Source organism: Microbacterium jejuense, assembly GCF_039544225.1.
Lineage (GTDB): Bacteria > Actinomycetota > Actinomycetes > Actinomycetales > Microbacteriaceae > Microbacterium > Microbacterium jejuense.
The window spans coordinates 1-24,015 of the sequence record NZ_BAABLG010000001.1 but is presented as its reverse complement, the minus strand read 5'-3'; the positions used below and the strand labels follow the sequence as shown (position 1 = coordinate 24,015).

Annotated in this window: 16 protein-coding genes; 6 read left to right on the top strand and 10 right to left on the bottom strand. The window is 69.3% G+C overall.

Annotation, left to right across the window (positions count from 1 at the left end):
• Positions 1-65 precede the first annotated feature (65 nt).
• From ABEA46_RS00080 to ABEA46_RS00050, 7 genes are all read right to left on the bottom strand, one after another.
• The gene (locus ABEA46_RS00080; protein ID WP_345542275.1) at positions 66-1,718 is read right to left on the bottom strand and encodes an ABC transporter ATP-binding protein; all 1,653 of its coding nucleotides are present in this window, start codon (positions 1,716-1,718) and stop codon (positions 66-68) included.
• The gene (locus tag ABEA46_RS00075; protein ID WP_345542274.1) at positions 1,715-2,710 is read right to left on the bottom strand and encodes an ABC transporter permease; all 996 of its coding nucleotides are present in this window, start codon (positions 2,708-2,710) and stop codon (positions 1,715-1,717) included. The genes ABEA46_RS00080 and ABEA46_RS00075 overlap by 4 nt, the downstream gene beginning before the upstream one ends.
• A 2-nt stretch (positions 2,711-2,712) precedes the next feature.
• Positions 2,713-3,807, bottom strand: coding sequence for an ABC transporter permease (locus tag ABEA46_RS00070; protein WP_425563142.1), 1,095 nt, complete (start codon positions 3,805-3,807; stop codon positions 2,713-2,715).
• Positions 3,808-3,901: 94 nt separating this feature from the next.
• Entirely contained in the window at positions 3,902-5,548 is a 1,647-nt protein-coding gene (locus tag ABEA46_RS00065; protein WP_345542273.1) for an ABC transporter substrate-binding protein, read from the bottom strand.
• A gap of 140 nt (positions 5,549-5,688) precedes the next feature.
• The gene (locus tag ABEA46_RS00060) at positions 5,689-6,351 is read right to left on the bottom strand and encodes a TMEM175 family protein (RefSeq protein WP_345542272.1); all 663 of its coding nucleotides are present in this window, start codon (positions 6,349-6,351) and stop codon (positions 5,689-5,691) included.
• A complete protein-coding gene (locus tag ABEA46_RS00055) occupies positions 6,348-7,775 on the bottom strand; it encodes a CCA tRNA nucleotidyltransferase (RefSeq protein ID WP_345542271.1) in 1,428 nt (475 codons plus the stop codon). The genes ABEA46_RS00060 and ABEA46_RS00055 overlap by 4 nt, the downstream gene beginning before the upstream one ends.
• Positions 7,776-7,794: 19 nt before the next feature.
• The gene (locus tag ABEA46_RS00050) at positions 7,795-9,333 is read right to left on the bottom strand and encodes a DUF7059 domain-containing protein (RefSeq protein ID WP_345542270.1); all 1,539 of its coding nucleotides are present in this window, start codon (positions 9,331-9,333) and stop codon (positions 7,795-7,797) included.
• 113 nt (positions 9,334-9,446) lie between these two features.
• Between ABEA46_RS00050 and ABEA46_RS00045 the strand changes: the two genes are divergently transcribed.
• The 5 genes from ABEA46_RS00045 (at position 9,447) to ABEA46_RS00025 (ending at position 15,394) form a co-directional block, all read left to right on the top strand.
• Positions 9,447-11,633, top strand: a complete 2,187-nt coding sequence (locus ABEA46_RS00045; RefSeq protein WP_345542269.1) for a DUF6049 family protein — start codon at positions 9,447-9,449, stop codon at positions 11,631-11,633.
• Complete coding sequence (gene murJ, locus ABEA46_RS00040; RefSeq protein ID WP_345542268.1) at positions 11,630-13,243, top strand: murein biosynthesis integral membrane protein MurJ; 1,614 nt, start codon at positions 11,630-11,632, stop codon at positions 13,241-13,243. Before ABEA46_RS00045 ends, murJ begins: the two co-directional genes overlap by 4 nt.
• A gap of 117 nt (positions 13,244-13,360) precedes the next feature.
• Complete coding sequence (gene trxB / locus ABEA46_RS00035; RefSeq protein WP_345542267.1) at positions 13,361-14,353, top strand: thioredoxin-disulfide reductase; 993 nt, start codon at positions 13,361-13,363, stop codon at positions 14,351-14,353.
• Between the two features lie 96 nt (positions 14,354-14,449).
• A complete protein-coding gene (trxA, locus tag ABEA46_RS00030) occupies positions 14,450-14,773 on the top strand; it encodes a thioredoxin (RefSeq protein ID WP_345542266.1) in 324 nt (107 codons plus the stop codon).
• 204 nt (positions 14,774-14,977) lie between these two features.
• Entirely contained in the window at positions 14,978-15,394 is a 417-nt protein-coding gene (locus ABEA46_RS00025) for a YciI family protein (RefSeq protein ID WP_345542265.1), read from the top strand.
• A 7-nt stretch (positions 15,395-15,401) separates the two neighbouring features.
• Here ABEA46_RS00025 and ABEA46_RS00020 read toward each other — a convergent pair whose 3' ends face one another.
• Positions 15,402-15,749 carry a tryptophan synthase subunit alpha gene (locus ABEA46_RS00020; protein ID WP_345542264.1) on the bottom strand — a complete coding sequence of 116 codons (348 nt, stop codon included), beginning with the start codon at positions 15,747-15,749 and terminating at the stop codon, positions 15,402-15,404.
• 68 nt (positions 15,750-15,817) lie between these two features.
• On the opposite strand from ABEA46_RS00020, the gene ABEA46_RS00015 reads away from it, so the two are divergent.
• Positions 15,818-17,098: an RNA polymerase sigma factor gene (locus tag ABEA46_RS00015; protein ID WP_345542263.1), complete on the top strand. Its 1,281-nt coding sequence runs from the start codon at positions 15,818-15,820 to the stop codon at positions 17,096-17,098.
• An 86-nt stretch (positions 17,099-17,184) separates the two neighbouring features.
• On the opposite strand, the gene ABEA46_RS00010 is transcribed toward ABEA46_RS00015, so the two are convergent.
• Complete coding sequence (locus tag ABEA46_RS00010) at positions 17,185-18,204, bottom strand: ParB/RepB/Spo0J family partition protein (protein ID WP_345542261.1); 1,020 nt, start codon at positions 18,202-18,204, stop codon at positions 17,185-17,187.
• Complete coding sequence (locus ABEA46_RS00005; protein ID WP_345542732.1) at positions 18,204-19,127, bottom strand: ParA family protein; 924 nt, start codon at positions 19,125-19,127, stop codon at positions 18,204-18,206. Before ABEA46_RS00005 ends, ABEA46_RS00010 begins: the two co-directional genes overlap by 1 nt.
• Positions 19,128-24,015 lie beyond the last annotated feature (4,888 nt).

The window sequence follows — 24,015 nt, the reverse complement described above, 5'->3', positions numbered from 1 at the left end:
ATCGGCATCGGTGGAGCGTGCGTCCAGTGTAGGCGCGGGCGCCGGGCCCGGCATCCGTCGATCCGTCAGCTCGCGCGCCAGGCCTCCCGGCGCGCGGCCTGTTCGGTGGGGTCCGGCACGGGCAGCGACGCGAGCAGGCGCTTGGTGTAGTCCTGCTGCGGGTCGCCCAGCACGCGCGCGGTCGGGCCCTCTTCGGCGATCACGCCCTTGTGCAGCACCACCACGCGATGCGCGAGCATGTCCACGACGGCGAGGTCGTGCGTGATGAACAGCGTCGCGAACCCGAACTGCTGCTGCAGCTCGCGGAACAGCTCGAGCACCCGTGCCTGCACCGACACGTCCAGCGCGCTGGTCGGCTCGTCGGCGATCAGCAGCTTGGGGTCGAGCGCCAGGGCACGGGCGAGCGAGGCGCGCTGACGCTGCCCGCCCGACAGCTCGTGCGGGAACCGGTCGCCGTAGTCGCGCGGCAGCTGCACCGCCTCGAGCAGCTCGTCCACGCGACCGCGGGCGTCGGCGGGGCTCTGCGCGCGCCCGTGCACCACGAGCGGCTCGGCGACGCAGTCGGCGATCGTGAGCAGCGGGTTGAAGCTCGTCGCGGGGTCCTGGAAGACGAACCCCATCTCGCTCCGGCGCCCCCGGAACTCCCTCTCCCGCACGCCCTTCATCTCGGTGCCGAGCACCCGCAGCGATCCCTCCGCGACGGGGGTGAGCCCCGCGATGGCGCGGCCGATGGTGGTCTTGCCCGACCCGCTCTCGCCGACGAGGCCGACCACCTCTCCCGGCGCGATCGAGAAGCTCACGCGGTCGACCGCGCGGAAGGTGGGACGCCCGAGGCGTCCCGGGTATTCGATGACGAGATCGGATGCCGCCACCGTCGGTTCGCCCGCACCCACGGCCGGCAGGCCCCGGTCGACGACCTCGACCCGAGGCACGGCGGCCAGCAGCCGCTTGGTGTAGTCGTGCTGCGGCGTCGCGAACAGCTCGCGCACCGGCGCGGTCTCGACGATCTCGCCGTCGTACATGACGGCGACGCGGTCGGCGAGGTCGGCGACGACGCCCATGTTGTGGGTGATGAGCACGATCGCGGTGCCGGTCTCGTCGCGCAGCGTCCGCAGCAGGTCGAGGATCTCGGCCTGCACCGTGACGTCCAGCGCCGTGGTCGGCTCGTCGGCGAGGATCACCGCGGGCTCCAGCGCGAGGGCCATCGCGATGACGACCCGCTGCTTCTGCCCGCCCGAGAACTGGTGCGGATAGTCGTTGACGCGCCGTTCGGGATCCGGGATGCCGACACGTCGGAGCATCTCGACGGCCCGGATCTTCGCCTGCTTCTTGTCGATGCGACCATGGGCCTGCATGCCCTCGATGAGCTGCCAGCCGACGGTGAAGACGGGGTTGAGGGCGGTCGAGGGCTCCTGGAAGATCATCGCCGCCTTGGCGCCGCGCAGCTCCCGCAGCTCGTCGTGCGGGATCCCGACGACGTTCTCGCCCTCCAGCAGCACCGTTCCCTGCATCGTCGCCGTCTCAGGCAGCAGCCCGAGGATCGAGCGGGCGGTGACGGTCTTGCCGCTGCCGGACTCGCCGACGATCGCGAGCACCTCGCCGCGGCGCACGTCGAGGGACACACCGCGGACGGCCGTGACCTCTCCGGCGTCGGTCGAGAAGGTGATGCCCAGGTTGCGGATCTCGACCGGCACCGCGGTCGTGTCGTGGGCGCTCATTCGACCTCTCCCATGAACTCGCGGCTCGCCGGCTGCTGTGCGGCCACCGCGTCGGCGGGTGTGAGCGTCTTGGACGCCCGTCGGCGCGCACGCAGTCGCGGATCGGCCAGGTCGTTGAGGCTCTCGCCGATGAGGGTGACGCCGAGCACGACGAGCACGATCGCGACGCCCGGCGGGATCGCCGTCCACCAGATGCCGCTCGTGACGTCGCTGATCGACTTGTTGAGGTCGTAGCCCCACTCGGCGGCGGCGGTCGGCTCGATGCCGAAGCCGAGGAAGCCGAGCGCCGCGAGCGTCAGGATCGCCTCGGACGCGTTGAGCGTGAAGATGAGCGGCAGGGTGCGCGTCGAATTGCGGAACACGTGGCGGAACATGATGCGCCACGTCGAGGCGCCGGTCACCTTCGCCGACTCGACGAACGCCTCGGACTTCACGCGCACCGTCTCGGCGCGCACGACGCGGAAGTACTGGGGGATGAACACGACGGTGATCGAGATGGCCGCCGACAGGATGCCGGCCCATAGCCCCGACTGGCCGCCGCTGATGGCGATCGAGGCGACGATCGCGAGCAGCAGGGTCGGGAAGGCGTAGATCGCGTCGGCGATCACGACGAGGGTGCGATCGGCCCAGCCGCCGAAGTACCCCGACACGAGTCCCAGCAGGATGCCGGCGAAGATCGACAGCACGACGGCGACGATGATCACCAGCAGCGCGGTCTGCGCTCCCCAGATCGTTCGCGACAGCACGTCGTACCCGCCGACGGTGGTGCCGAGCCAGTGCTCGGCGCTCGGCGGCTGCTGCGAGCCGAAGTTCTCTCCGTCCGCCGCCAGCTGGTTGTAGCTGTACGGCGCGATCCAGGGCGCGAAGATCGCCATGACGATGAAGACACCGGTGAGCACGAGACCCGCGACGAGCATGCCGCGCTGCAGTCCGACGCTCTGACGGAACTGGTGGATGACCGGCAGACGGTCCACGAGGCGAAGGCGGGCCATGTTCAGTACCTCACCCTCGGGTCGACGAAGGCCGCGATGACGTCGACGATGAAGTTCGTGAACGCCACGATGATCGCCAGCAGCACGACGATGCCCTGCACCGCGACGAAGTCGCGCGCCAGCAGGTACTGCGTCAGCTGGAATCCGAGGCCCTTCCACTCGAACGTCGTCTCGGTGAGCACCGCACCACCCAGCAGCACCGCGATCTGCAGGCCGATGACCGTGATGATGGGGATCAGCGCGGGTCGGTAGGCGTGCGTGCGCACAAGACGTCCTTCGCGGATGCCGCGAGATCGGGCCGCGTCGATGTAGGGCATGTTGAACGTGCCGATCACGTTGGTGCGCACGAGCCGCAGGAAGATGCCGGCGGTGAGAAGACCCAGGCAGGCCGCGGGCAGGATGGCGTGGATCAGCACATCCTGCACATACGCCGGATTTCCTGACGCGAGTGCGTCGATGAGGTAGATCCCGGTGCCGCCCTCCCTGGTCAGGGCGATCTCGGTGCGCACGTCGGCCCGGCCGCTGGCGGGAAGCCAGTCCAGCCACACCGAGAAGACCAGCTTGGCGACGAGGCCCGAGAAGAACACCGGCGTCGCGTAGAACAGGATCGCCGAGACGCGGAGCACCGCGTCGGTGGGGCGGTCGCGGCGCGCAGCCGCCAGCATCCCGAACGGAATGCCGACCGCGAACGCGATGATGAGCGCGTAGATCGCGAGTTCGAGGGTCGCCGCACCGTACGTGAGCAGAACCTCGGACACCGGCTGGTTGTCCGACAGCGTGGTGCCGAAGTCGCCGGTGAAGATGTGGCCGAGGTACTCCAGGTACTGGACGATGAGCGGCCGATTGTACCCTGCGGCCTCGATGCGCTCCTGCAGTTGATCGGGAGGCAGCCGTCCGCCGAGCGCGGCGGTGATCGGGTCGCCGGTCAGCCGCATGAGGAAGAACACGAGTGTGACGAGGATGAGGATCGTGGGGAAGATCAGGACGAACCTGACCAGCAGATAGCGCCACAGCGTGGTTCCGCCCCGCCCCTTCGAACGGTGGAGCATGGGCGGCGGCTCATCGATGGGGACGAGCTCGACGTCTGTTGTCGTCATTGACTCAGGTCCTGCTTTCGTGCTCGGTCCCAGACGGGACGCGGGCGGACGCGGACGTGGGGCGGCCCGGGAAGGGCCGCCCCACGCTCACGGATTACTTCTTCTCGAGCGGTGCGAAGCGGAACTTGAACGACGCGTCGAGGGTGACGCCGCTCATGTCCTTCGTCGCGTACGCCGTCTCGTTGCCCTGCAGCAGCGGGAGGGTCGAGAGGAGCTCGCCGACGCGGGCCTGGATGTCCTCGATCTCCTGCGTGCGCGCGGCCGGGTCGGTCTCGGACGCCTGCTTCAGGATGAGCTCCTCGGTCTGGGCGTCGCTGAAGTGGTTGCCCAGGAAGTTCTTCGTCAGGAAGAACGGGGTGAGGTAGCTGTCGGGGTCGCTGTAGTCCGGGTACCAGCCGAGCTGGTACGACGGGTACACGTCGGCCGTGCGGTCCTTCGAGTACTGCACCCACTCGGTGGACTGCAGGTCGACCTCGAACAGGCCGTCCTTCTCGAGCTGCTGCTTGACCATCGCGTACTCGTCACCCGACGACGGCCCGTAGTGGTCGTCCGAGTTGTACTGCAGGCTGAGCTTGACGGGGACCGTGACGCCGGCGGCCTCGAGCGTCGCCTTGGCCTTGTCGGCGTCGGGTCCGCCACTGCCGTCGCCGTAGAGGTCCTTCAGCACCTCGGTGGCGCCGTTGAAGCCCTCGGGCACGAAGGAGTAGAGCGGCTTGTACGTGCCCTTGTACACCTGGTCGGCGATCGCCTGGCGGTCGACGAGGTCAGCGGCGGCCTGACGGACGGCGAGCGCCTTGGCCGGGTCAGCCTCGGGCGTGGTCGCGCCGTACGGCATCGTGTTGAAGTTGAACACGATGTAGCGGATCGACCCGCCGGGACCCTCGGTGACCGCGACGTCCTCGTTCTTCTTGAGATCCGCGGTGTCGGTGGCCGACAGCGTCCGGTACGCGACGTCGATGTCGCCCTTCTGGATGGCGAGCTTGAGGTTCGACGAGTCGGCGAAGTACTGCAGGACCACAGCCGAGTTGACCGGCTTGTCGAGCAGGCCCTTGTAGTTCTCGTTCGGCTCGAATTCGGCGGTCTTGTTGAAGTCGTACGACGTGATCTTGTAGGGGCCGCCGAACGCGTTCGCCTTGACGATGTCGTTGTCGGGTGTGACGGCGTCCGCCGAGAACACCTCGTCGTCGACGATCGCACCGGGGAAGCTCGTGAGGATGTACGGGAAGATCTGGTCGTTCTCGCTCTTGAGGTGGAACACGACAGTGGTGTCGTCAGGCGTCTCGACGCTGTCGAGGTTGTAGAGCAGGCTCGACGCGCCGTTCGGGTCGTTGATCTTGATGTTGCGGTCGAACGAGAACTTGACGTCGGCCGACGTCAGATCGTTGCCGTTGGCCCACTTGAGTCCCGCCGGCAGCTTGACCGTGTACTCGGTCGGCGAGGTGAACTCGGCCGACTCGGCGAGGTCGGGAACGACCTCGGTGCTGTTGTAGTCGGTGTTGACGAGATACGGGAAGACCTGCGTCTGGACGGTCAGCGAGCCGTTGTCGTACGAGCCCGCCGGGTCGAGCGTGGTGACCTTGTCGGTGGTGCCCACGATGATCGAGGCGTCCCCGGAATCGCCGGAGTCGCCCGAATCACCGCCGTTGCCGCCGCCGGCGCAGCCGGCGAGGAGCAGGGCGGAGGCCCCGAAGGCTCCGATGGCGAGACCGATCCGGCCCCGCGCGCTGTGGTGCAGTGACATTGTGTGCAACCTCTGCTGGTCGGGTAGCCGCGTCTCCGATGACACGACTCGTGGCGCTATCTTCACCCGCACGCGGCGGCAAGGCAATCGAGTGAACGATTCGTAACCGAACTGAAACCCGCCCGACGTGAGACCGGGTGTCAGCCCTCGTGGCCGCCGCGCCGCGCCTCGCGGCGGTCGATCCCGTTCGTGGCCAGGCGGTGCAGCGGCCAGGTCAGCAGCAGCAGGAACATGACCCAGTAGCCGAGCGCGGGGATCAGCAGCGACGCCGCGAGCGCCAGCGCGAACAGCGCGGCGGTGATGATGTCGGCCGCGAGCCCGTGACGCAGCCGGATCGGCTCGATCCGGTGGAGTTCGGGATGGCGCATGACGTACAGCCGCGTGAGCATGAGCATGAGGCTCGTGGCCAGCAGCGACCCGATGTAGAGCAGCTTCTGCGTGGCGTCCGTGTCCATCTGCCCGACGATCGCGGTCGCGACCGGCAGCCACACGATCGTGAACATCCACGCGACGGTGAGCCAGATGAGCGCGTTGGTCACGCGCTCGACGCGGTCGAACAGCCGGTGGTGGCTCATCCAGAAGTTGGCGATCAGCACGAAGCTCAGCGCGAACGTCAGCAGCTGGCCGGACTCCTGGTCGAGCCATTGCGCGGCGTTCGCGCCCTCGCGACCGAGCTCGGTCACGCTCTCCATGAGGGGGAGGATCAGCAGCGTCATCGCGATCGCGACGACGGCGTCGGTGAAGGCCTTCAGCCGTTCGGCCGACAGCAGCGGCGACGCCGCCGCGTTGCCGAGCTCGCTCACGCGCGGGCCTCCCACCAGGCCCGCAGTCGCCGCTCCGCCTCTTCTTCGCCGAGCACGCCCTCGTCCAGGCGCAGATCGAGCAGGAAGCGGTAGGCCTCGCCGACCTCGCGACCGGGCGCGATGCCGAGGATCTGCTGGATCTGGTTGCCGTCGAGGTCAGGCCGGATGGCATCCAGCTGCTCCTGCGCGGCGAGCTCCGTGATCCGGCGCTCGATGTCGTCGTACGCCGAGGCCAGGCCCCGCGCCTTGCGGACGTTGCGGGTCGTGACGTCGGCCCGCGTGAGGATGTGCAGGCGTTCGAGCTCGGGCCCGGCATCCCGGACGTACCGACGCACCGCCGAGTCCGTCCACGCGCCCTCGGAGTACCCGAAGAACCGCAGATGCAGCTCGATGAGCCGCGTCACCGTCGCGATCGTGTCGGAGTCGAACCGCAGCTCCTGCAGGCGCTTGCGCGCGAGCCGGGCGCCCTTGAGGTCGTGGTGGTAGAAGGTCACGCCGCCGCCGGGCTCCAGGCGCCGCGTGGCCGGCTTGCCGATGTCGTGCAGCAGCGACGCCAGGCGCAGCGGCACGTCGGGCGCGGCATCCGGATTCCGCTTCTTCTCGAGCTCGATCGCCTGCCGCAGCACGGTGAGCGAGTGCTCGTACACGTCCTTGTGGTGGTGGTGCTCGTCGACCTCGAGCTGCAGCGCCGGGATCTCGGGCAGGAACTGGGCGATGAGTCCGGTCTCGACGAGCAGGCGGATGCCGCGCACCGGGTCGTCGGTCGCCAGCAGCTTCACGAGCTCGCCCTGGATGCGCTCGGGGCTGACGATGTCGAGCGTCTGGCGCAGCTCGGCCATCGCCGCCTCGGTGTCGGGGTCGACGGCGAACCCGAGCTGCGAGGCGAACCGCGCGGCGCGCAGCATGCGCAGCGGATCGTCGCCGAAGCTCACCTGCGGGTCGGCGGGGGTGCGCAGCACGCCGTGCAGCAGATCCTCGACGCCACCGGTCGGATCGACGAGCGTGCGGCCGGGAACCCGCAGGGCCATCGCGTTGACGGTGAAGTCGCGGCGCACGAGATCGCTCTCGAGGGTGTCGCCGAACTCGACGGTGGGCTTGCGGGTGACGCCGTCATAACTGTCGGCGCGGTAGGTCGTGATCTCGACCTGCTCGCCGCGCACGCGCGCGCCGATGGTGCCGAAAGCGCGGCCGATGTCCCACTGCGTCGAGCTCACCGGCTTGACGACGCGCAGGATGTCGTCGGGGCGCGCGTCGGTCGTGAAGTCGAGGTCGTTGGTGCGCCGGTCCAGCAGCGCATCGCGCACCGGGCCCCCGACGATCGCGAGGTCGAAGCCCGCGTCCGCGAAGGCTCGAGCGAGGGTGTCGACGACGGGGGACTCGGCAAGCGCGCCGAGGCGCGCGATGCCCTCGGCCATGTTGAGCATTGCTTCAGCCTACCGAGCGTCAGTCGGCGAACCGCAGGAATCCGGTGAACGTCAGCTCGCGCACACGAGGGAGCAGATCGGCCCGCAGTGCGCCGGCGTCGACCCCCAGGAGCTGCGCGATGGCGTCGATCAGCACGCCGACCGGCAGGTCGCCGTCGCAGGCGCCCACGAGGGCGGCCAGTCCCGGATCCACCCCCAGCGCCCGGCCGAACCCGCCGCCCTGGCGCAGCTCGATGACGGTGGGGTCCTCGGCGCCGGGCAGGTGGTGGCGCGCCTCGGTGACATCCCCTGCGACGACGAGCACCGAGGCCGCGAGCGCCGTATCGTCGAGCGCCGCGAGGCGATCATGTGCATCGAGCGCATCGGCCAGGTGCGCGCCGAGGCTGTCGCCCGGCCGCGCGGTGTGAAGGCTCTCGTACCGGGCGAGGCTCGCAGCGCCCTCGGCCGGACGCCGCAGCAGGATGTACCCGAAGCCGACCTCGGTCACCCCGCGCGCCGCGAAGTCGTCCAGCCACGCGTCGACGAGCCGCGCGAAGCCGGGCGTCCCGGGAAGCGTGCCGCCGTCGCGGACCCACAGCTCGGCGTACGACAACGGGTCGAGACTCTCGCGCTCGACCACCCAGGCGTCCAGCGCGACCGGGGACGACGCCACCCAGGAACGCACGCGGTCGAGCCCGCTCTGCATCCCACCTTCCGGCGTTTCGCGGGTCTCCCAGTTGCCGAGCAGCTGCGCGACGCCGCCGGGGGTCAGGTGCTCGCCGACGCCGGTGACGAACGCGGCCACGACATCGTCGCCGGCCATGCCGCCGTCGCGGTACTCGTACGCCGGGATGTCGGCGACGCGCGGCGTGATGACGAACGGCGGGTTGGACACCACGCGGTCGAACTGCTCGCCCGCGACCGGGTCGAACAGGCTGCCGAACCGGGTCTCGATCGCGTCGACGCCGTTCAGCAGCGCGTTCAGGCGCGTGAAGGCGAGTGCCCGCTCCGAGATGTCGGTCGCGACGATGTGGTCGACGTGCGCGCGGGCGCGCAGCGCCTGGATGCCGCATCCCGCGCCGACATCGAGGCCGCGCGCCGCGGGCGTCGGCAGCTGCAGGCCGGCGAGCGTCAGCGATGCGCCGCCCACGCCGAGCACGTGGTCCTCGGGCAGCGGACCGCCCAGCGCGGCCTCGTCGAGATCGCTCGCGATCCACCACTGGCCGGATCCCGTCGCGTCCGCGTACGACTGCGGGCGCACCACCGCCAGCGGCCGCACCTCGCCCGCCTCGACCCTCGCCAGTCCCAGCCGCGCGAGCCCGTCGGCGCCGGTGCGCGGCAGAGCGAGATCAGTGGATGCCGCGGCCGCCGGCATCCCGAGCACGAGAAGCCGCGCGAGCACGGCCAGGGCGTCGTCGCGGTCGCCGAGCGCGCGCAGCGCCGGTGAACGCAGGCCGCGTGCGATGGCGTCGTCGGCCGCCTCACCCCACGCGGTGCGCACGCCCTCGGCGGTGAATCCGGCGCCGTCGAGATCGGCGGCGAGCGAACGGCAGAGGGCGGGGTCCGGTTCGGGAAGCACGCCTTCACGTTATCCGCCCGGCGTCCGGCGGGCTCGGAGCCGTGGACCGTAGAATCACAGACGATCGTGCGGTCAGGACATCGCACAGGAGCGAAACCCCCGACAGGATGATCGTGACCAGACCGCGGGCTCTGCGGCGCCCCCCACGCCGCGCCCCTCGCCTTGCGACCGCTGTGCTCGCCGCAGCAGCGGCGCTGGCCGTCGCGCTGCCCGTCCCGGCGTCGGCCGCCACCGAGCCCTCGCCCACACCGACCCCGACGTCGTCGATCGCTCCGGGCACCACCGTCTTCACGCTGTCGCCCGTGTCGAACGGCATCGTCCGGCCCGGCGACGCCCTGACGGTGTGGGTCTCGCTGCAGAACGGCACCGACGCCGAGATCCCCGCGACGGATGTGACCCTCTCGCTCGGGCGGACGCCGCTCGCCACGCGCACCGACCTGCGCGACTGGCTGGGCGGCGACGTCGAAGAGGCCGCGGTCTCGCCGATCGCCGTCGAGCCCCTCCCTGCCGTGCAGCCCGGCGGCAGCGAAGAGGGCGCGGTCACCATCGCGGCCGACGACCCGGCCCTCGCCGGCCTGACGCCCGGCGTCTACCCCCTGTCCGCGTCGTACGCGGCCGACACGGGGCTGGTCACCTCGACCAGCGCCCTCGTGGTCCCCGATGACGCCCGCGAACCCGTCGCCGTCGGTGTCGTGGTGCCGATCACGGCGGGTCCTCGCGTCGAGGGTCTGCTCACCTCCGACGAACTCGCCGAGCTCACCGCCCCCGACGGCACGCTCACCAGCCAACTCGGCGCCGTCACCGGCACGAACGCGATCCTCGCCGTCGACCCGGCGATCCCGGCCTCGATCCGCGTGCTGGGCACGTCGGCGCCGCAGCCCGCTTTGGAGTGGCTGGCGCAGCTCGAGGCGCTCCCCAACTCACGGTTCGCGCTGCAGTTCGGCGACGCCGACGTGACGGCACAGCTGCAGTCGGGCCTGCGTCGTCCGCTCACCCCGACGTCGTTCACGTACGCGATGTCGGCCGGCGACTTCACGGCGACCACCCCGTCGCCCACTCCCACACCGGCGCCCACCCCGTCCGCGACCACGGTTCCCGGCGACACGCTGCCGTCGACCGAAGAGCTGCTCGACATCGGCGCGGTCGGCGGCGCCCCGGTGTACTGGCCGGCCGACGGCACGGCCGATGCCGAGGTGGTCGACGCGCTCGGCGGTCTCGGCACCGACGAGAACCCGTCGCTGACGGTCATCTCCTCGGCGACGACGCGGACCGGATCCGCCGGCGGCACCGTCGCAGCCCACGCGAGGCTCGGCGACGCCGAGGTCCTCGTCTACGACAGCGACGTGTCCACTGCCCTGCAGGAGGGGTCGTCCATCGATCAGACGTGGCTCCGCGGCGCACCGCTCACCGCCGCGACCGCGTACCTCTCGTTCGCGACGGCCGAGTCCTCGGGCCCCCTTCTCGTGACGGTGGGGCGCGGCGAGGACCGCTCACGCCTCGGCCTCGGCACCGCCATCTCGGCCGCGTCGGCGGCACCGTCGGTCGAGCCGCGCACACTGGCGACGCTCACCTCGAGCGATGCCGGGACGACGGAGCTCGTCGACATCGACGCGTCCCCGGAGCGTGCGGCCGCGGCATCCGGTCTGGTCGCCGACGAGGACGAGCTCGGACGCTTCGCCACGATCCTCGACGACCCGACTCTGCTCACCGGGCGCGAGCGCGCCGAGATGCTGCAGGTGCTCGGCGTCGGCTGGGTCGGCGACCCGGAGTGGCCGACAGTGCTCGCCGAACACCGCGCCGCCACGCGCACCACGCTGGACTCGGTGAGCCTGCTGCCCACGACGCCCACCAATCTCTTCGGTTCGCGGGCGCCCCTGCAGTTCTGGGTGCGCAACGACCTGCCCTATCCCGTCAACCTCGTGCTCTACACGACGCCCGACAACCTGCGCCTGGACGTGCAGGGCGAGACGCCCGTCATCGCCACGCCGCAGAGCAACACCCGCGTCGACGTGCCGGTGCAGGCCCGGGTCGGTCGCGGCGAGGTCACGCTGACCCTGCAGCTGCGCAGCCCCGCGTTCGTCGCCATCGGCGAGCCCGAGACCGTCGACATCAACGTGTGGGCCGATTGGGAGGGCGTCGGCATCACGGCCCTCGCCGTGGTGATCGGCAGCCTCGTCGTGGTCGGGGTGGTGCGGACGGTCCTGCGCATGCGTCGCCGAGGTCGCCCCGTGGATGCCGCCTCCCCGGGTGACGGCGAGGCCGAGGCGTCGTCGGCCGACGATGACGGAGCCGAGAAGTGAGCGGCATCGGGCGCGCGAGCGTCATGATCGGCGCCGGCACGATCGTGTCGCGGCTGACCGGTTTCCTGCGATCGGTCGTCCTCGTCGCGGCGGTCGGCGCGGTGAGCGCGGGCGGCAACGCCTTCGCCGTCGCGAACCAGCTGCCCAACAACATCTACGCGATCATCTCGACGGGCCTGCTGAGCGCCGTCGTGGTGCCGCAGATCGTCAAGGCGGCCGCGCACGACGACGGCGGCCGGGCCTTCGTCTCGAAGCTGTTCACCCTGGGCACGGTCGTGCTGCTGGGCGCCACGCTGCTCGCGACGATCGCGGCTCCTTGGCTCGTCGCTCTGTATGCCCCGAAGTACGGACCCGAGCAGCAGGCCCTCGCGACGGCGTTCGCGTATTGGTGCCTGCCGCAGATCCTGTTCTACGGCTTGTTCGCCCTCGTCGGCGAGTCGCTCAATGCCCGGCGAGTGTATGGACCGTACACGTGGGCGCCGATCGTGAACAACGTCGTGTCGATCGCCGGCTTCCTCATCTTCATCTGGCTGTTCGGGCCGGCCGGCGCCACGACGGTGTGGACGCCCGGGATGATCGCCGTGCTCGCCGGAACCGCGACGCTGGGCATCGTCGTGCAGACCGGCATCCTCTTCGTCTTCTGGCGGCGCACCGGACTCCGCGTCCGCCCGGATTTCCGGTGGCGCGGCGTCGGTCTCGGGCAGATCGGCAGGCTCGCGGGCTGGACGTTCCTGATGGTGGTCGCCGGGCAGCTGGCGGGACTTGTCCAGTCGCAGGTGATGTCGAACGTCCCCAAGGGCGACCCGGGCATCTTCGTCGCGCAGAACGCCTGGCTGCTGTTCATGCTGCCGTACTCGATCATCGTCCTGTCGATCGGCACCCCCTACTTCACGCAGCTCAGCGAGCACGCGCGGGCAGGTCGCGACGAAGAGGTCCGCGCCGACATCGGTCGCAGCATCCGCACGCTCGGCTTCTTCGTGGTGGCGGCGACGGCCGCCCTGGCCGTTGCCGCCATCCCGGCCTCTCGGATCTTCACCGGCGATCCCGCCGAGGCCGTCGGTGCAGCCCAGGTGCTCCTCTGCTATCTCGTCAGCCTGATACCGCTCGCCGTCCTGTTCGTCGTGCAGCGCACTTTCTACGCCTACGACGACACGCGCACCCCGTTCCTCTTCACTGTCCTGCAGTGCGCACTCGTGGTCGGCTCGGCCTGGGGGGCCTTGTGGGCCTTCACCGCCGGCGTCCTTCCCTCCGCGCAGCTCGTCGCGGCGGTCGCCCTCGGCCAGTCGGTAGCGAGCGTCGTACAGGTGATCGTCGCGACGTGGCTCCTGCATCGTCGGCTGGGCGGCATCCAGATCGCCTCGTGGCTCTCCGCCCTCGCCCGGTTCGCCCTGGCGGCGATCCCCGCAGGGATCGTCGGCTGGTTGGTCTTCCAACTCATGGGCGGCGTCGACGGCTGGACCGTGTCGGGTCAGATCCTGGGGGCGGTGGGTGCGGCCATCATCGGCATCGTCGTGATCGCCGTGTACGTCGGCATCCTCGCGATCTTCCGCGCACCCGAGCTGACCGTCGCAACCGGGCTCGTACGCCGCTTCCTGCCGCGCGGACGCTGAGCGCGCCGACGCCGAACCGGACGGCGGAATGCCACGCGGTTACCATGTGTTGAGGCATCCGGAGCCTTGTTCGTCCGATTCGGACGACATCGGGCTTCACGACGGAAAGGTGCGCACGTGCGTCAGGTCATCATCATCGGGTCGGGTCCTGCGGGGTACACCGCCGCCATCTACGCGGCCCGCGCGAACCTGAGCCCGCTCGTCGTGGCGAGCTCGGTCGAGGCCGGCGGCGAGCTGATGAACACCACCGAGGTCGAGAACTTCCCGGGCTTCCCCGAGGCGATCATGGGGCCCGACCTCATGGCCAAGATGCAGGAGCAGGCCGAGCGCTTCGGCGCCGAGGTGCTCTACGACGACGTCGTGTCGCTCGACATCGACGGCCCCGTCAAGAAGATCACCCTCGGCAGCGGCGCCACTCACGAAGCGGACTCGCTCGTTTTCGCGACCGGCTCCGCCCCTCGCAAGATCGGCATCGAGGGCGAGGCCCGTCTGTCGGGCCGCGGTGTCTCGTACTGCGCGACGTGCGACGGGTTCTTCTTCCGCGAGCGTGTGATCGCGGTCGTCGGCGGCGGTGACTCGGCCATGGAAGAGGCGACGTTCCTCACCAAGTTCGCGTCGAAGGTGTACATCATCCACCGCCGTGACGAGCTGCGCGCCTCGAAGATCATGCAGGAGCGCGCGTTCAAGAACGAGAAGATCGAGTTCGTCTGGAACAGCGAGGTCGTCGACATCCTCGGCGACGAGGCCGTCACCGGCGTCGTGCTCGAAGACACCGTCGACGGCACCCGCCGCGACTTGGCCCTGGACGGCGTGTTCGTCGCGATCGGCAACGACCCGCGCACGCACCTCGTGCACGACAAGCTGCAGCTCACCCCCGAGGGCACCGTGTGGGTCGACGGCCGTTCGTCGCGCACGTCGCTGCCCGGCGTGTTCGCCGCCGGCGACGTGATCGACCCGACCTACCGCCAGGCCGTCACCGCTGCGGGCAGCGGCACTGTCGCAGCCCTCGACGTCGAGCACTACCTCGCCGCGCTCGGCGAGGCCGGTGCGCCCGACCCCGCAGGGGCTGAGATCGACGGACTGGCGGATGCCGCGACCCTGGGTCGCTGAGCGACGCACACCCTACGCCCAGCAACGGACCGGAATGATTCCCTGACCGGCGTTGTTGACGCCGATGACAGACTTCCCACCGAAGGAGACAGAAAGATGACCGCCAAGGCGACGACCTCCGCCACGTTCGAGCAGGACGTGCTCCAGGCCGACGGCCCAGTGCTCGTCGACTTCTGGGCCGAGTGGTGCGGGCCGTGCCGTATGGTCTCGCCCGTCCTCGACCAGATCCAGTCCGAGCACCCCGACAAGATCACGATCCTGAAGCTCAACGTCGACGAGAACCCCGATCTCGCGATGAAGTACCAGATCACCTCGATCCCCGCGATGAAGGTGTTCCACGGCGGTGAGGTGAAGACGACGATCATCGGCGCCAAGCCGAAGTTCGCCCTCGAGCAGGATCTCGCCGCGTACATCGGCTGATCCCGAACGCTGCAGAAGGCCCCGTCAGGCCGCCGCCTGACGGGGCTTTCTGCTGTCTCCCACCACATGCCGCACCAGGAATGTGAGGATTCCTGAACTTTTCTGCGCCGCGGTGTCGATCTGGGCGAGGCTGGTTCGACGCACAAGGTGACGGGCCAGAACGGACCCGCCGGGCCGGGATGGCCCCGACGAGAGGGAAGAATCATGCGTTACATGCTCATCATGCAGGTCGATGCCGAAGCCGCCGCCGCGTTCGACCCGACCACGACGGACATGTCCGAGGCATACGCCGCCATGGGCCGCTACAACGAAGAGCTGCAGAAGGCCGGGGTCTTCCTCAGCGCGGAGGGCCTTTCGGATGCCGCCGAGGGCTTCCGGGTCGACTTCACGTCGGCGCCGCCGGTCGTGACCGACGGCCCGTACGCCGAAGCCAAGGAGGTCTTCACCGGCTTCTGGATCATCGAGGTCGCCACCCGCGAAGAGGCTGAGCACTGGGCGCGCAAGTGCCCGCTCGGTCCCGGCACGGCGCTCGAGGTCCGCCGGGTCAACGAGCTCAGCGACTTCGATCAGAACGACGAGTGGGTCACCAAGGAGCAGGAGTGGCGTGCCGCCAACGCCTGACTCCGGGTCAGTTCGCGTCGACGCGCACCGTCGCATCCCAGCGGCGGTGCGTGTTCGCGTCGCCGAGCAGCCGCCACACCGCGGCGGTCAGGGGAGGGTAGTCGAGGGCGATCTGCCGCAGGACGCGGTAGTGCCGGCTCGCATTGGGCCGTGCGCCACCGTTCTCTGCGATGTTCTCGGCGCGCAGCATGAAGACGACCAGCTCGTCGACCGACGGCAGGTCCTCCATGAAGTCCCACGGATCTTCGCCGCTGCGCAGTCTCTCGGCGATCAGCACCGACAATTCATCGGCGGCTTCGGCACGGAGCAGCTCGAGGCTGGCTCTTCTCCTCGGAGTCTGCTCGTCGTTCGCCACCACTCCAGGGTACGTCCCCACACCGACACCCGGGTCGTGCGGGGGACCGGTCGCTCTACGCTGAGAGCATGACGCCGGTGCCCGAGCAGGATCCCCGCACCTCGGGCATTCGTGCCGTCGAGGCGGTGTGGCGCGACCAGTCCGCACGCATCGTCGCCGCCCTCACCCGCCACACCGGCGACTTCGCGTGGGCGGAGGATCTGGCGCAAGAGGCGCTCGTCGAGGCGCTCGACGCGTGGCCGAAGTCCGGCATCCCCGATAGTCCCGGGGCCTGGCTGATGTCGGTGGCCAAGCGACGCGCGATCGACGGCTGGCGCCGGCGCGAACGCATGGCCCAGCGCGAACCGCTGTTCGTGACGGAGGCACTCCAGGCCGAGGCATCCGATCCCGTCCCCGGCGACGCCGATCCCGACCGCATCGACGACGACGTCCTGCGTCTGGTGTTCGTCGCCTGTCACCCGGTGCTGCCGGCCCAGGCCCGGCTCGCGCTGACGCTCCGCACCGTCGCCGGCCTCACGTCCGAGCAGATCGCCCGCGTGCTGCTCATGACCGTGCCCACGGTGCAGCAGCGGATCGTGCGCGCCAAGAAGTCCCTCGCCGCGGCAGGCGTGCCCTTCGAAGTGCCCGACCGCACCGAACGACCCATGCGCCTCGCGAGCGTGCTGCAGGTCATCTACCTGCTCTTCACCGAGGGGTACTCGGCCGCGGAAGGGGAACGGCCTCTCCGGCCTGATGTCGCGCGTGAAGCCGTGCGTCTGGGCCGGCAGCTCGAGACGCTCATGCCGGGCGAGCCCGAGATCTCATCGCTCATCGCGCTCATGGAGTTCCAGTCCTCGCGTTTCGCCGCCCGCATCGATGCCGAGGGCCTCCCGCTCACTCTCGAGCAGCAGGACCGACGCCGCTGGGACCGTTCCGCGATCTCGCGCGGCTCGCACGCACTTCGTCGAGCGGATGCCGCAGGCCGCGGCCTCGGGTACTACGGACTGCAGGCGGCCATCGCGCAGTGCCACGCCGTTGCACCCACGTTCGCCGACACGGACTGGGACAGGATCCTCCGCCTCTACGACGCTCTCGATACGCTCGCGCCTTCGCCCGTCGTGCGCCTCAATCGGGCGGTCGCGCTGTCGATGGTCGACGGCCCCGAGGCCGCCCTCGAGGTCGTGGCCGATCTCGAGCCGGAGCTCACCGGCTTCCGCCCCCTGGTCGCGGTGCGCGCCGAGCTGCTCGAACGGCTCGGAAGAATGGATGCCGCCACCTCGGAGTTCCTCGCCGCCGCCGAGCTTCCCGGCAATGCCGCCGAGACCGAGGTGCTGCGACGCCGGGCCGCCGTGCTGGCCGGCGGCCACTGAGCGAGCGGGATCCCCGGTCGTTGTGCGGGCGACGAAAGAGCGAGGCGTAGCGCCCGTGGCCGCCGCACACCTGCGGGTGGACCCGCTTACGACGCCTCGGCCGCGCCGTACTCCGTCTCGCCGAGCTCCTCGAGGATCCGGTTGAGGTCCTGGATCGTCGCGAAATCAATGCTGATCTGGCCTTTACGCGCCGTCAGCGAGATCTTCACGCGTGTGTTGAGTCGGTCACCGAGTCGCTCGGCGACCTCGTCGAGGTGTGCACGGCGTGATCCGGCCTGCGGCTTGGCCGCACGCACGGGTGCGGCATCCGGAAGCTTCGCCGCGGCCTCCGCGGCACGCACCGAGAGGTCCTCGTTCACGATCTTGTCGGCCAGGCGCTGCATCGCCGTCGCGTCCTCGAGTGAGAGGATCGCACGCGCGTGGCCCGCTGTGAGCACGCCGGCCGCGACGCGCTGCTGCACGGGGACCGGCAGCTTCAGCAGGCGGATCGTGTTGCTGATCTGGGGGCGTGAGCGGCCGATGCGGGTGGCGAGCTCCTCCTGCGTGATGCCGAAGTCCTCGAGCAGCTGCTGGTACGCCGACGCCTCTTCGAGCGGGTTGAGCTCGGACCGGTGCAGGTTCTCGAGCAGCGCATCGCGGAGGAGGTGCTCGTCGGCGGTGTCGCGCACGATCGCGGGGATCGAGTCGAGGCCGGCCTCTCGAGCGGCGCGCGTGCGGCGCTCACCCATGATGAGCTCGTACTCGCCCTTCTCGTTGAGGCGCACGACGACCGGCTGCAGCACGCCGAACTCGCGGACGCTGTGGACCAGCTCGCCGAAATGCTCGGGGTCGAAGTTCGTGCGCGGCTGGCGGGGATTGGGAACGATGTCGTTCGGATTGATGTGCGCGAGACGGGCGCCGGGCACCTCGACGAGGTCTTCTTGCGGCTCAGGCTCGGGCTGCGCGTCGGCCTTCGACTTCACTGCCGAAGCTGCCGCGCCGGGCTCGGCTTCGTCCACCGCGACCGCGCGAGGGAAGAACACATCTGCGGGACGCTCGTCGGCCTGCTCGTTGGTCGGGATGAGTGCGCCGATTCCACGGCCGAGTCCTGTGCGCTTCGCTGCCATCAGGCGCCCCTTTCATTCGAGGCGCTGTCGCGCCGGATCATCTCGACGGCCGCTTCACGGTACGCGATGGCGCCGGCCGACTGTCCATCGTAGGCGAGAACCGACTGCCCGAAACTCGGCGCCTCTGAGACGCGCACCGAGCGGGGGATGATCGTGTCGAGCACCTGGCTGGGGAAGTGGGCACGGACTTCATCGGCGACCTGCTGCGCAAGGCGCGTGCGACCGTCGTACATCGTCAGAAGGATGGTCGACAGCTGCAACCGCGGGTTGAGGTGCTTCTGGATCATCTGGACCGTGCCGAGCAGCTGGCTCAGACCCTCGAGCGCGTAGTACTCGCACTGGATGGGGATGAGCAGCTCGCCGGCGGCGGTGAAGGCGTTGATCGTCAGGAGGCCCAGCGACGGCGGGCAGTCGATCAGAATGAAGTCGAGCAGATCCGGGTTGTTCGCCAGGTAGTCGTCGACCGCGACGCGCAGTCGGTGCTCGCGCGCCACCTGGGACACCAGCTCGATCTCGGCGCCGGCGAGGTGGATCGTGCTCGGCGCGCACAGCAGATTGGGCGACTCCGGGCTCACCTGGATGATGTCGGCCAGCGGGAACTCGTCGATGAGCACGTCATAGACGCTCGGAATGTCCGACGTGTGCGGAACTCCCAGAGCCGTGGATGCGTTGCCCTGCGGGTCGAGGTCGATCACGAGCACCCGAGCACCGCGCTCGGCCAAGGCCGCCGCGAGGTTGACGGTGGTCGTGGTCTTGCCGACACCGCCCTTCTGGTTCGACACGGTGAGGACGCGAGTACGCCCGGTGAGGTGCACCTCGGCCTCTTCGAGTGCCTTGCGGCGTGCCGTCAGATCCGCGAGCTCCCGCGCGATCGGGGAGTCCTCGTCTTCCTGCTCGACGTCTGCGGCGTCTTCCTGCGCGATGGGTGGTTCCTCTTCTTGCGTGCTCGTGGGGGCTTCGTCGATGGCGGCCGGTTCGGCGCCTGCCGATTCACTGCTGGCCTCGGGGTCGGCGGGCTGTTCGTCAGCGGAATCCTCAGCCTGCTCCGCGGGGGCGACCTCGGTGCGCTCGACAGGAGCCGGCTGGGTGTGATCTGCGGGCGTGCCGTCAGCGTACTCGCCGGATGCGACATCGGCGTCGACGGCCGGTCCGCTCACGGCATCGGGGATCTCTGCTTCGTCTGCCGCCGGTGTCGGGTGTTCGTCGACCGTGACGTCCGCTACGGCGGGCTCAGGCTCGGGGGAGGACTCGGCGTCGGCAGCGGTGTCGGCAGCGGCTGCAGCCACCTGAGAAGACTCCCGGTCGGGCGTCCAGACAGCTTCGGGCGCCGCCGATGAGTCGCGGTCCGGGGTCCAGACCTCGTCTTTCGTCGCGGTCTCGGAAGGGGCCAGCGTTGTGACGATCGGCGGACCGTCGGATGAGACGGATGCCTGAGCCTCGGTCTCGTGGGGTTGTTTCACGTGAAACTCTCCCCCTTGCGCGAGCCGCTCAACATCGCTCTCCACCTTATCCCGCCTTCCCCCCATCCCCAGCCGCCGAAGCCACTTGTTCATTCGTTCCTTACCATTCCGCGCGGAGCATCTATGTCCCTAGTCAACCTCGCACATGCCGTTCCGCCCCGCCAACCCGCCGCTCACGTGCGAAGCGATCGACCGCCGGATCACGCATGTCACCCTGCTCAGGACTGAACGCCACGGATGCAAGTTCTCCCGCGTGTTTCCGGGCAAGGAAGACTCGTGGCGGCCTCGCAATCGACCATCTTGAAGAGCGCTTCGTCTACGCGCCGCGGCGCCCTCTGACGCCGTTTCGAAGCGAGTGGTTCCGACCGATGCGCGCTTCGACGTTGACGCCTGACCCGCTCTGAGCTCGAGGCGCCGGTGTCCAGAAGGCTCTCTTTCATGCGACACAGTGCCGCCTCGCACAGACGCGCCACCACACGGGGAACAGAGTGAGAGTGGATGCCGGCGGTCGTCCGTTCGGTTGCACGTCGGGTCCACGCGCCCGCACTCGGCGCAGGCCGGCCGTCGACTACCGCTGCAACGCATTGCGCATGCGATCGCTGAGGCGTGCGCATCTGTGGCGCTCGAGATGTACCGCCGACGCGCGACGCGCGTCCAGCCCGCTCACCATCGGGAGGCGCACCCATGCCCAACTGGCGGCAGGCACAGCACTGTCGGACCAGCGACCGAACGCGGTCTCGACATCCGCATCATCCGCATGATCCCGACAGGGCGTCACTCGCGGTGTTCTGGAACGAACTGATGCAGGCGCAACGCGGCAGAGATCCTCCGACTCTGCATGCACACCCACCCTCCGCCTGTCCCGTGCGCCTCAGGGGAGCAGACCGGCGCTCTGTTGCCGCGCTGTCACGACATCACGTGACTCCAGTCCGCGGGTCGCGGTCGTTCGCGTCCCGTGGCGTTCCGTCGTCGCTCCGATGACTGCGCGTCTGTGCCGCTTCGACGGCGTTTCACGTGAAACGCCGTCGATTCCTCCCTGCTGGCTGCGGTTGTCGCGTGAGATGTTTGCTGGCGAGCCCGCCGTGGCAGAGAGATCCTGCTTCTCCAGCGCAGGCCCAACGTTCTCCGCCATCGTCACCGGAGCGACATTGCTTCCGCGCGGGCGCGAGCCGCCGGCTCACAAACGGTGGACCACGGATCAGGGCGAACCCCGACCGTCGCAGCGCTAGGGCGGGACTGTGGCGCCTTGACACCGAGCACCACGTTTCGGCACCACAGCACGACTCGCCATGTGGGGGACAAACCTTCCCCTCAGACAGTGCTTCTCGTGCACGGCGCGTGTTCCCAGCAGAACCTGATCAGGAGCGGCTGGCGCCCCTGGCCGCGAAGCCAGCCCGGTCGGCGTGTGAGTTCAGTTGGCCGGCGTGCCGGTGATCAACAAGGATCTGCGCAGAATCCTGACAAGACGCTCTTTCGCACGTTGTTTCACGTGAAACGCAACGTGCAACGGCCCAATCCAGTGGGAGCGTGAACTTGACGCGGCAGATTCCTGCTCGCCCTGGCTGCTGCCCCAGCCCCGTAGGGTTCCTTGCGCGCGAGCGTGCGCTGGCTCTGAGCTCCGCCGGCCCAAGGGGCAGGTTGGGAGTCTCGCGCCCTCTCGCTGCTCTATCCAAGGCCGGACCATCGGGCACCAGAGCTCGGGAGCACGAAGGCTCCAGAACCCCGGGGGGCACGAGGGCTCCAGAGCTCGGGGGATACGAGGGCGATGAGCTGCGCGTGTTCGCTGCGCAGCCTGGTCGGCCGCTCCTGCCCGTGCAGTCGCCGGCGAGCACACCTTGAGTGTTGCGGGGGTTGCCATTGGCGCTGATGATCTGGGCGTGATGGTCTCCCGTGATTTCCGCCACCTTGACGGCCAAGCACGTCCGTCCGTCCTGACGCGGCGCCCGCACGTCGGCAAAGCGACGCAAACATGAAGGCGTTGGCCTCGTGTTTCACGTGAAACACGAGGCCGACGCTCCTTCGGCAGGCATCCAGGGGTTCGCGCGATAGTTTGGCCGGCCGACATCAACCAGCGCGTGGGCACCGTACGTTCCGTGGTCCCGGCAGGGCGGTCTGTCGAGATGGCGCAATGGCTGTGCGGGCGCCCACCGCTCACACCCGCCTATTTCACGGCGCGGACTCGCCCGAGTACGTCGGCCAAGGACGTCGCATCAGTCCAGTCGCGCGGTGTTTCACGTGAAACATGGCTCGCTGCGAGACGAAACGGTCTACTGACGTGCCGAACCGTTCGCCTCGCTGGCAGTGCCCGCCCGAAGCGCACGGCGGTGTGGGACTCAGAGTCCGGGCCGGCCTCGTCTAAACGCTGGGATCTCAAACAGCCCCGTGTCGCGGCTACCTCACGCGAACGCGGTCCACCCCACTGCAGACGCGATTGTGCACGGGAGATCGTGTCCGATCCGATCGACGCCGACACACATCCCGGCAGCACAGGCGTCCACTGAGATCCGCGCCCTATGCCCAGGGCCAGGGCGGTCTCGATCCATTCCCATGCGTGGCGGATCCCACGTGACCGCGGTTGACTGCCCGAATGCTCGTTCGACCAGATCGTGCTTTCCGTTCACATCCGCATCCGCATGAGCAGACCACGTCCCATCCTGGTGCTCTGCTCAATGACCGAACCCTCACACGTTGGGCAACCGGGCTGACTCTGCGCCGTTGAGACGACTACCCGCCCCAACTTCGAGGACGCAGGCGCCGCAAGCGCGCGCAACGGGCCCGTCACCGCCCGCGCCCATCTGGGCCACTCGCCCCCTTGCGTGGCGGGCTTCTCAGGCAAGCGCGCGGAACGGGAATCCTGTGCGGCTGAGGCCCCGCCCCACCAAAAGAGCGCCTCGATCTGGTCGCCACGCGTCAGGTAGACGTCCGCGCGGCTCGCCTCAACGCAGCAACGTATGGCGTTGAGCCTGCGGGAGGCGGACCGCTCGGGCGGCACCTTCCTCCACCCGTCAGCGCACAGTCTTCAGTCGCTACCGCCCGCCAGGCCACATCGCGCCTCCCTCGCAGTACTCGCAGCGCAGACATCCACGCCGCCGACGACACCCATCTGCTCGCGCGTGCGAGAAGCCCGTGAAGCCACGATGTTTCACGTGAAACACCAATCTCCAGAGGGTCTGTGACCACACGCCGCCACCCAACCAGCCCCGCGGGCACGATCGCACCGACGCAGCGGCACCGGCCCCGAGTTCCCGAACCAGCCCGAGCGCCAGTGAAGACCCCGCACCCGCGAGCCGCGGTGGTCGAGCGCTGGTCTCCTTCAGTCGATGACGAGGGACTGACGGTGCGCGCGACTTTGCGGCGCGACTGTGACGCAGTGTCGACCTCACAGCGCCGCGCAGCCAAGAGATCCATGGGTTGACACGGCACCTTGCTGTGCGACGCGGTGGATCTGTTTGCTCCACATCTCCCGCAAACACGCGCTAGGAGGCGACAACAGCAGCGAATCGCGCATGTTTCACGTGAAACGGCGATCGTGTCTCGCCCACACTCGCGGCCAGTACTGGATGCCGTGGAGTCCAATCGACAACACGTACACACAGCTCCCTCCGCCAACCACAGCCATTGCCCTGAGCCCACCGATCCTCGGCATGCGGCACACGACCCGCGACCGGCACCTGCAGCCGACGAGGCGGTCCCCGCCTCACTCGCCTGCGCCGCACTCGTTCTCTCAGGCGAATCTTCTCATCGACAGCCCCGACGCTGAGCAATACGAGTCAGCACAAGGCAGGCCCTTGGACACCCACCCACCCGACCAACGCTGGACAGTGCCTCAGCCCGGAGGATAGATCGCAGGAGCTCCATCGAGGCGCGCACGCTCACCGACTGCACGCTAAGAGGTCCGCTTCGGTCGGGGAGACGTTGTACGGGTGCCGTTTCACGTGAAACGGGCTTGCGCGTGGGAGCCCGTCACCTGCAGGGAGCACAACCCTCGCCCCCTGCCGATCAACCGCAGGCGCCCAGGGTGGCTCGGTTGACCGCGGATGGACGCTGAAGACACAGGTGTCGCACCCACGATCGTGACCCCGACCCACGAATCGCACACAGAGCGTGGGCCCTTGCCGCAATGACGGCGCGGACAGCCAGCCTGCCGCGACGTTGGTAGCAGTGCCCGCAGGGTGACAGTTCCGGGCCGTGCGGCGTGGGAGTTCGGCAGCACGGCAGCGGGGGGCAGCACAACAGCGAAGGGCAGCACAACAGCGGACGGGCAGCGCAACAGCGCAGCAGCGGGACAGCGCAGCAGCGGGACAGCGCAGCAGCGGGACAGCGCAGCAGCGGGACAGCGCAGCAGCGGGAC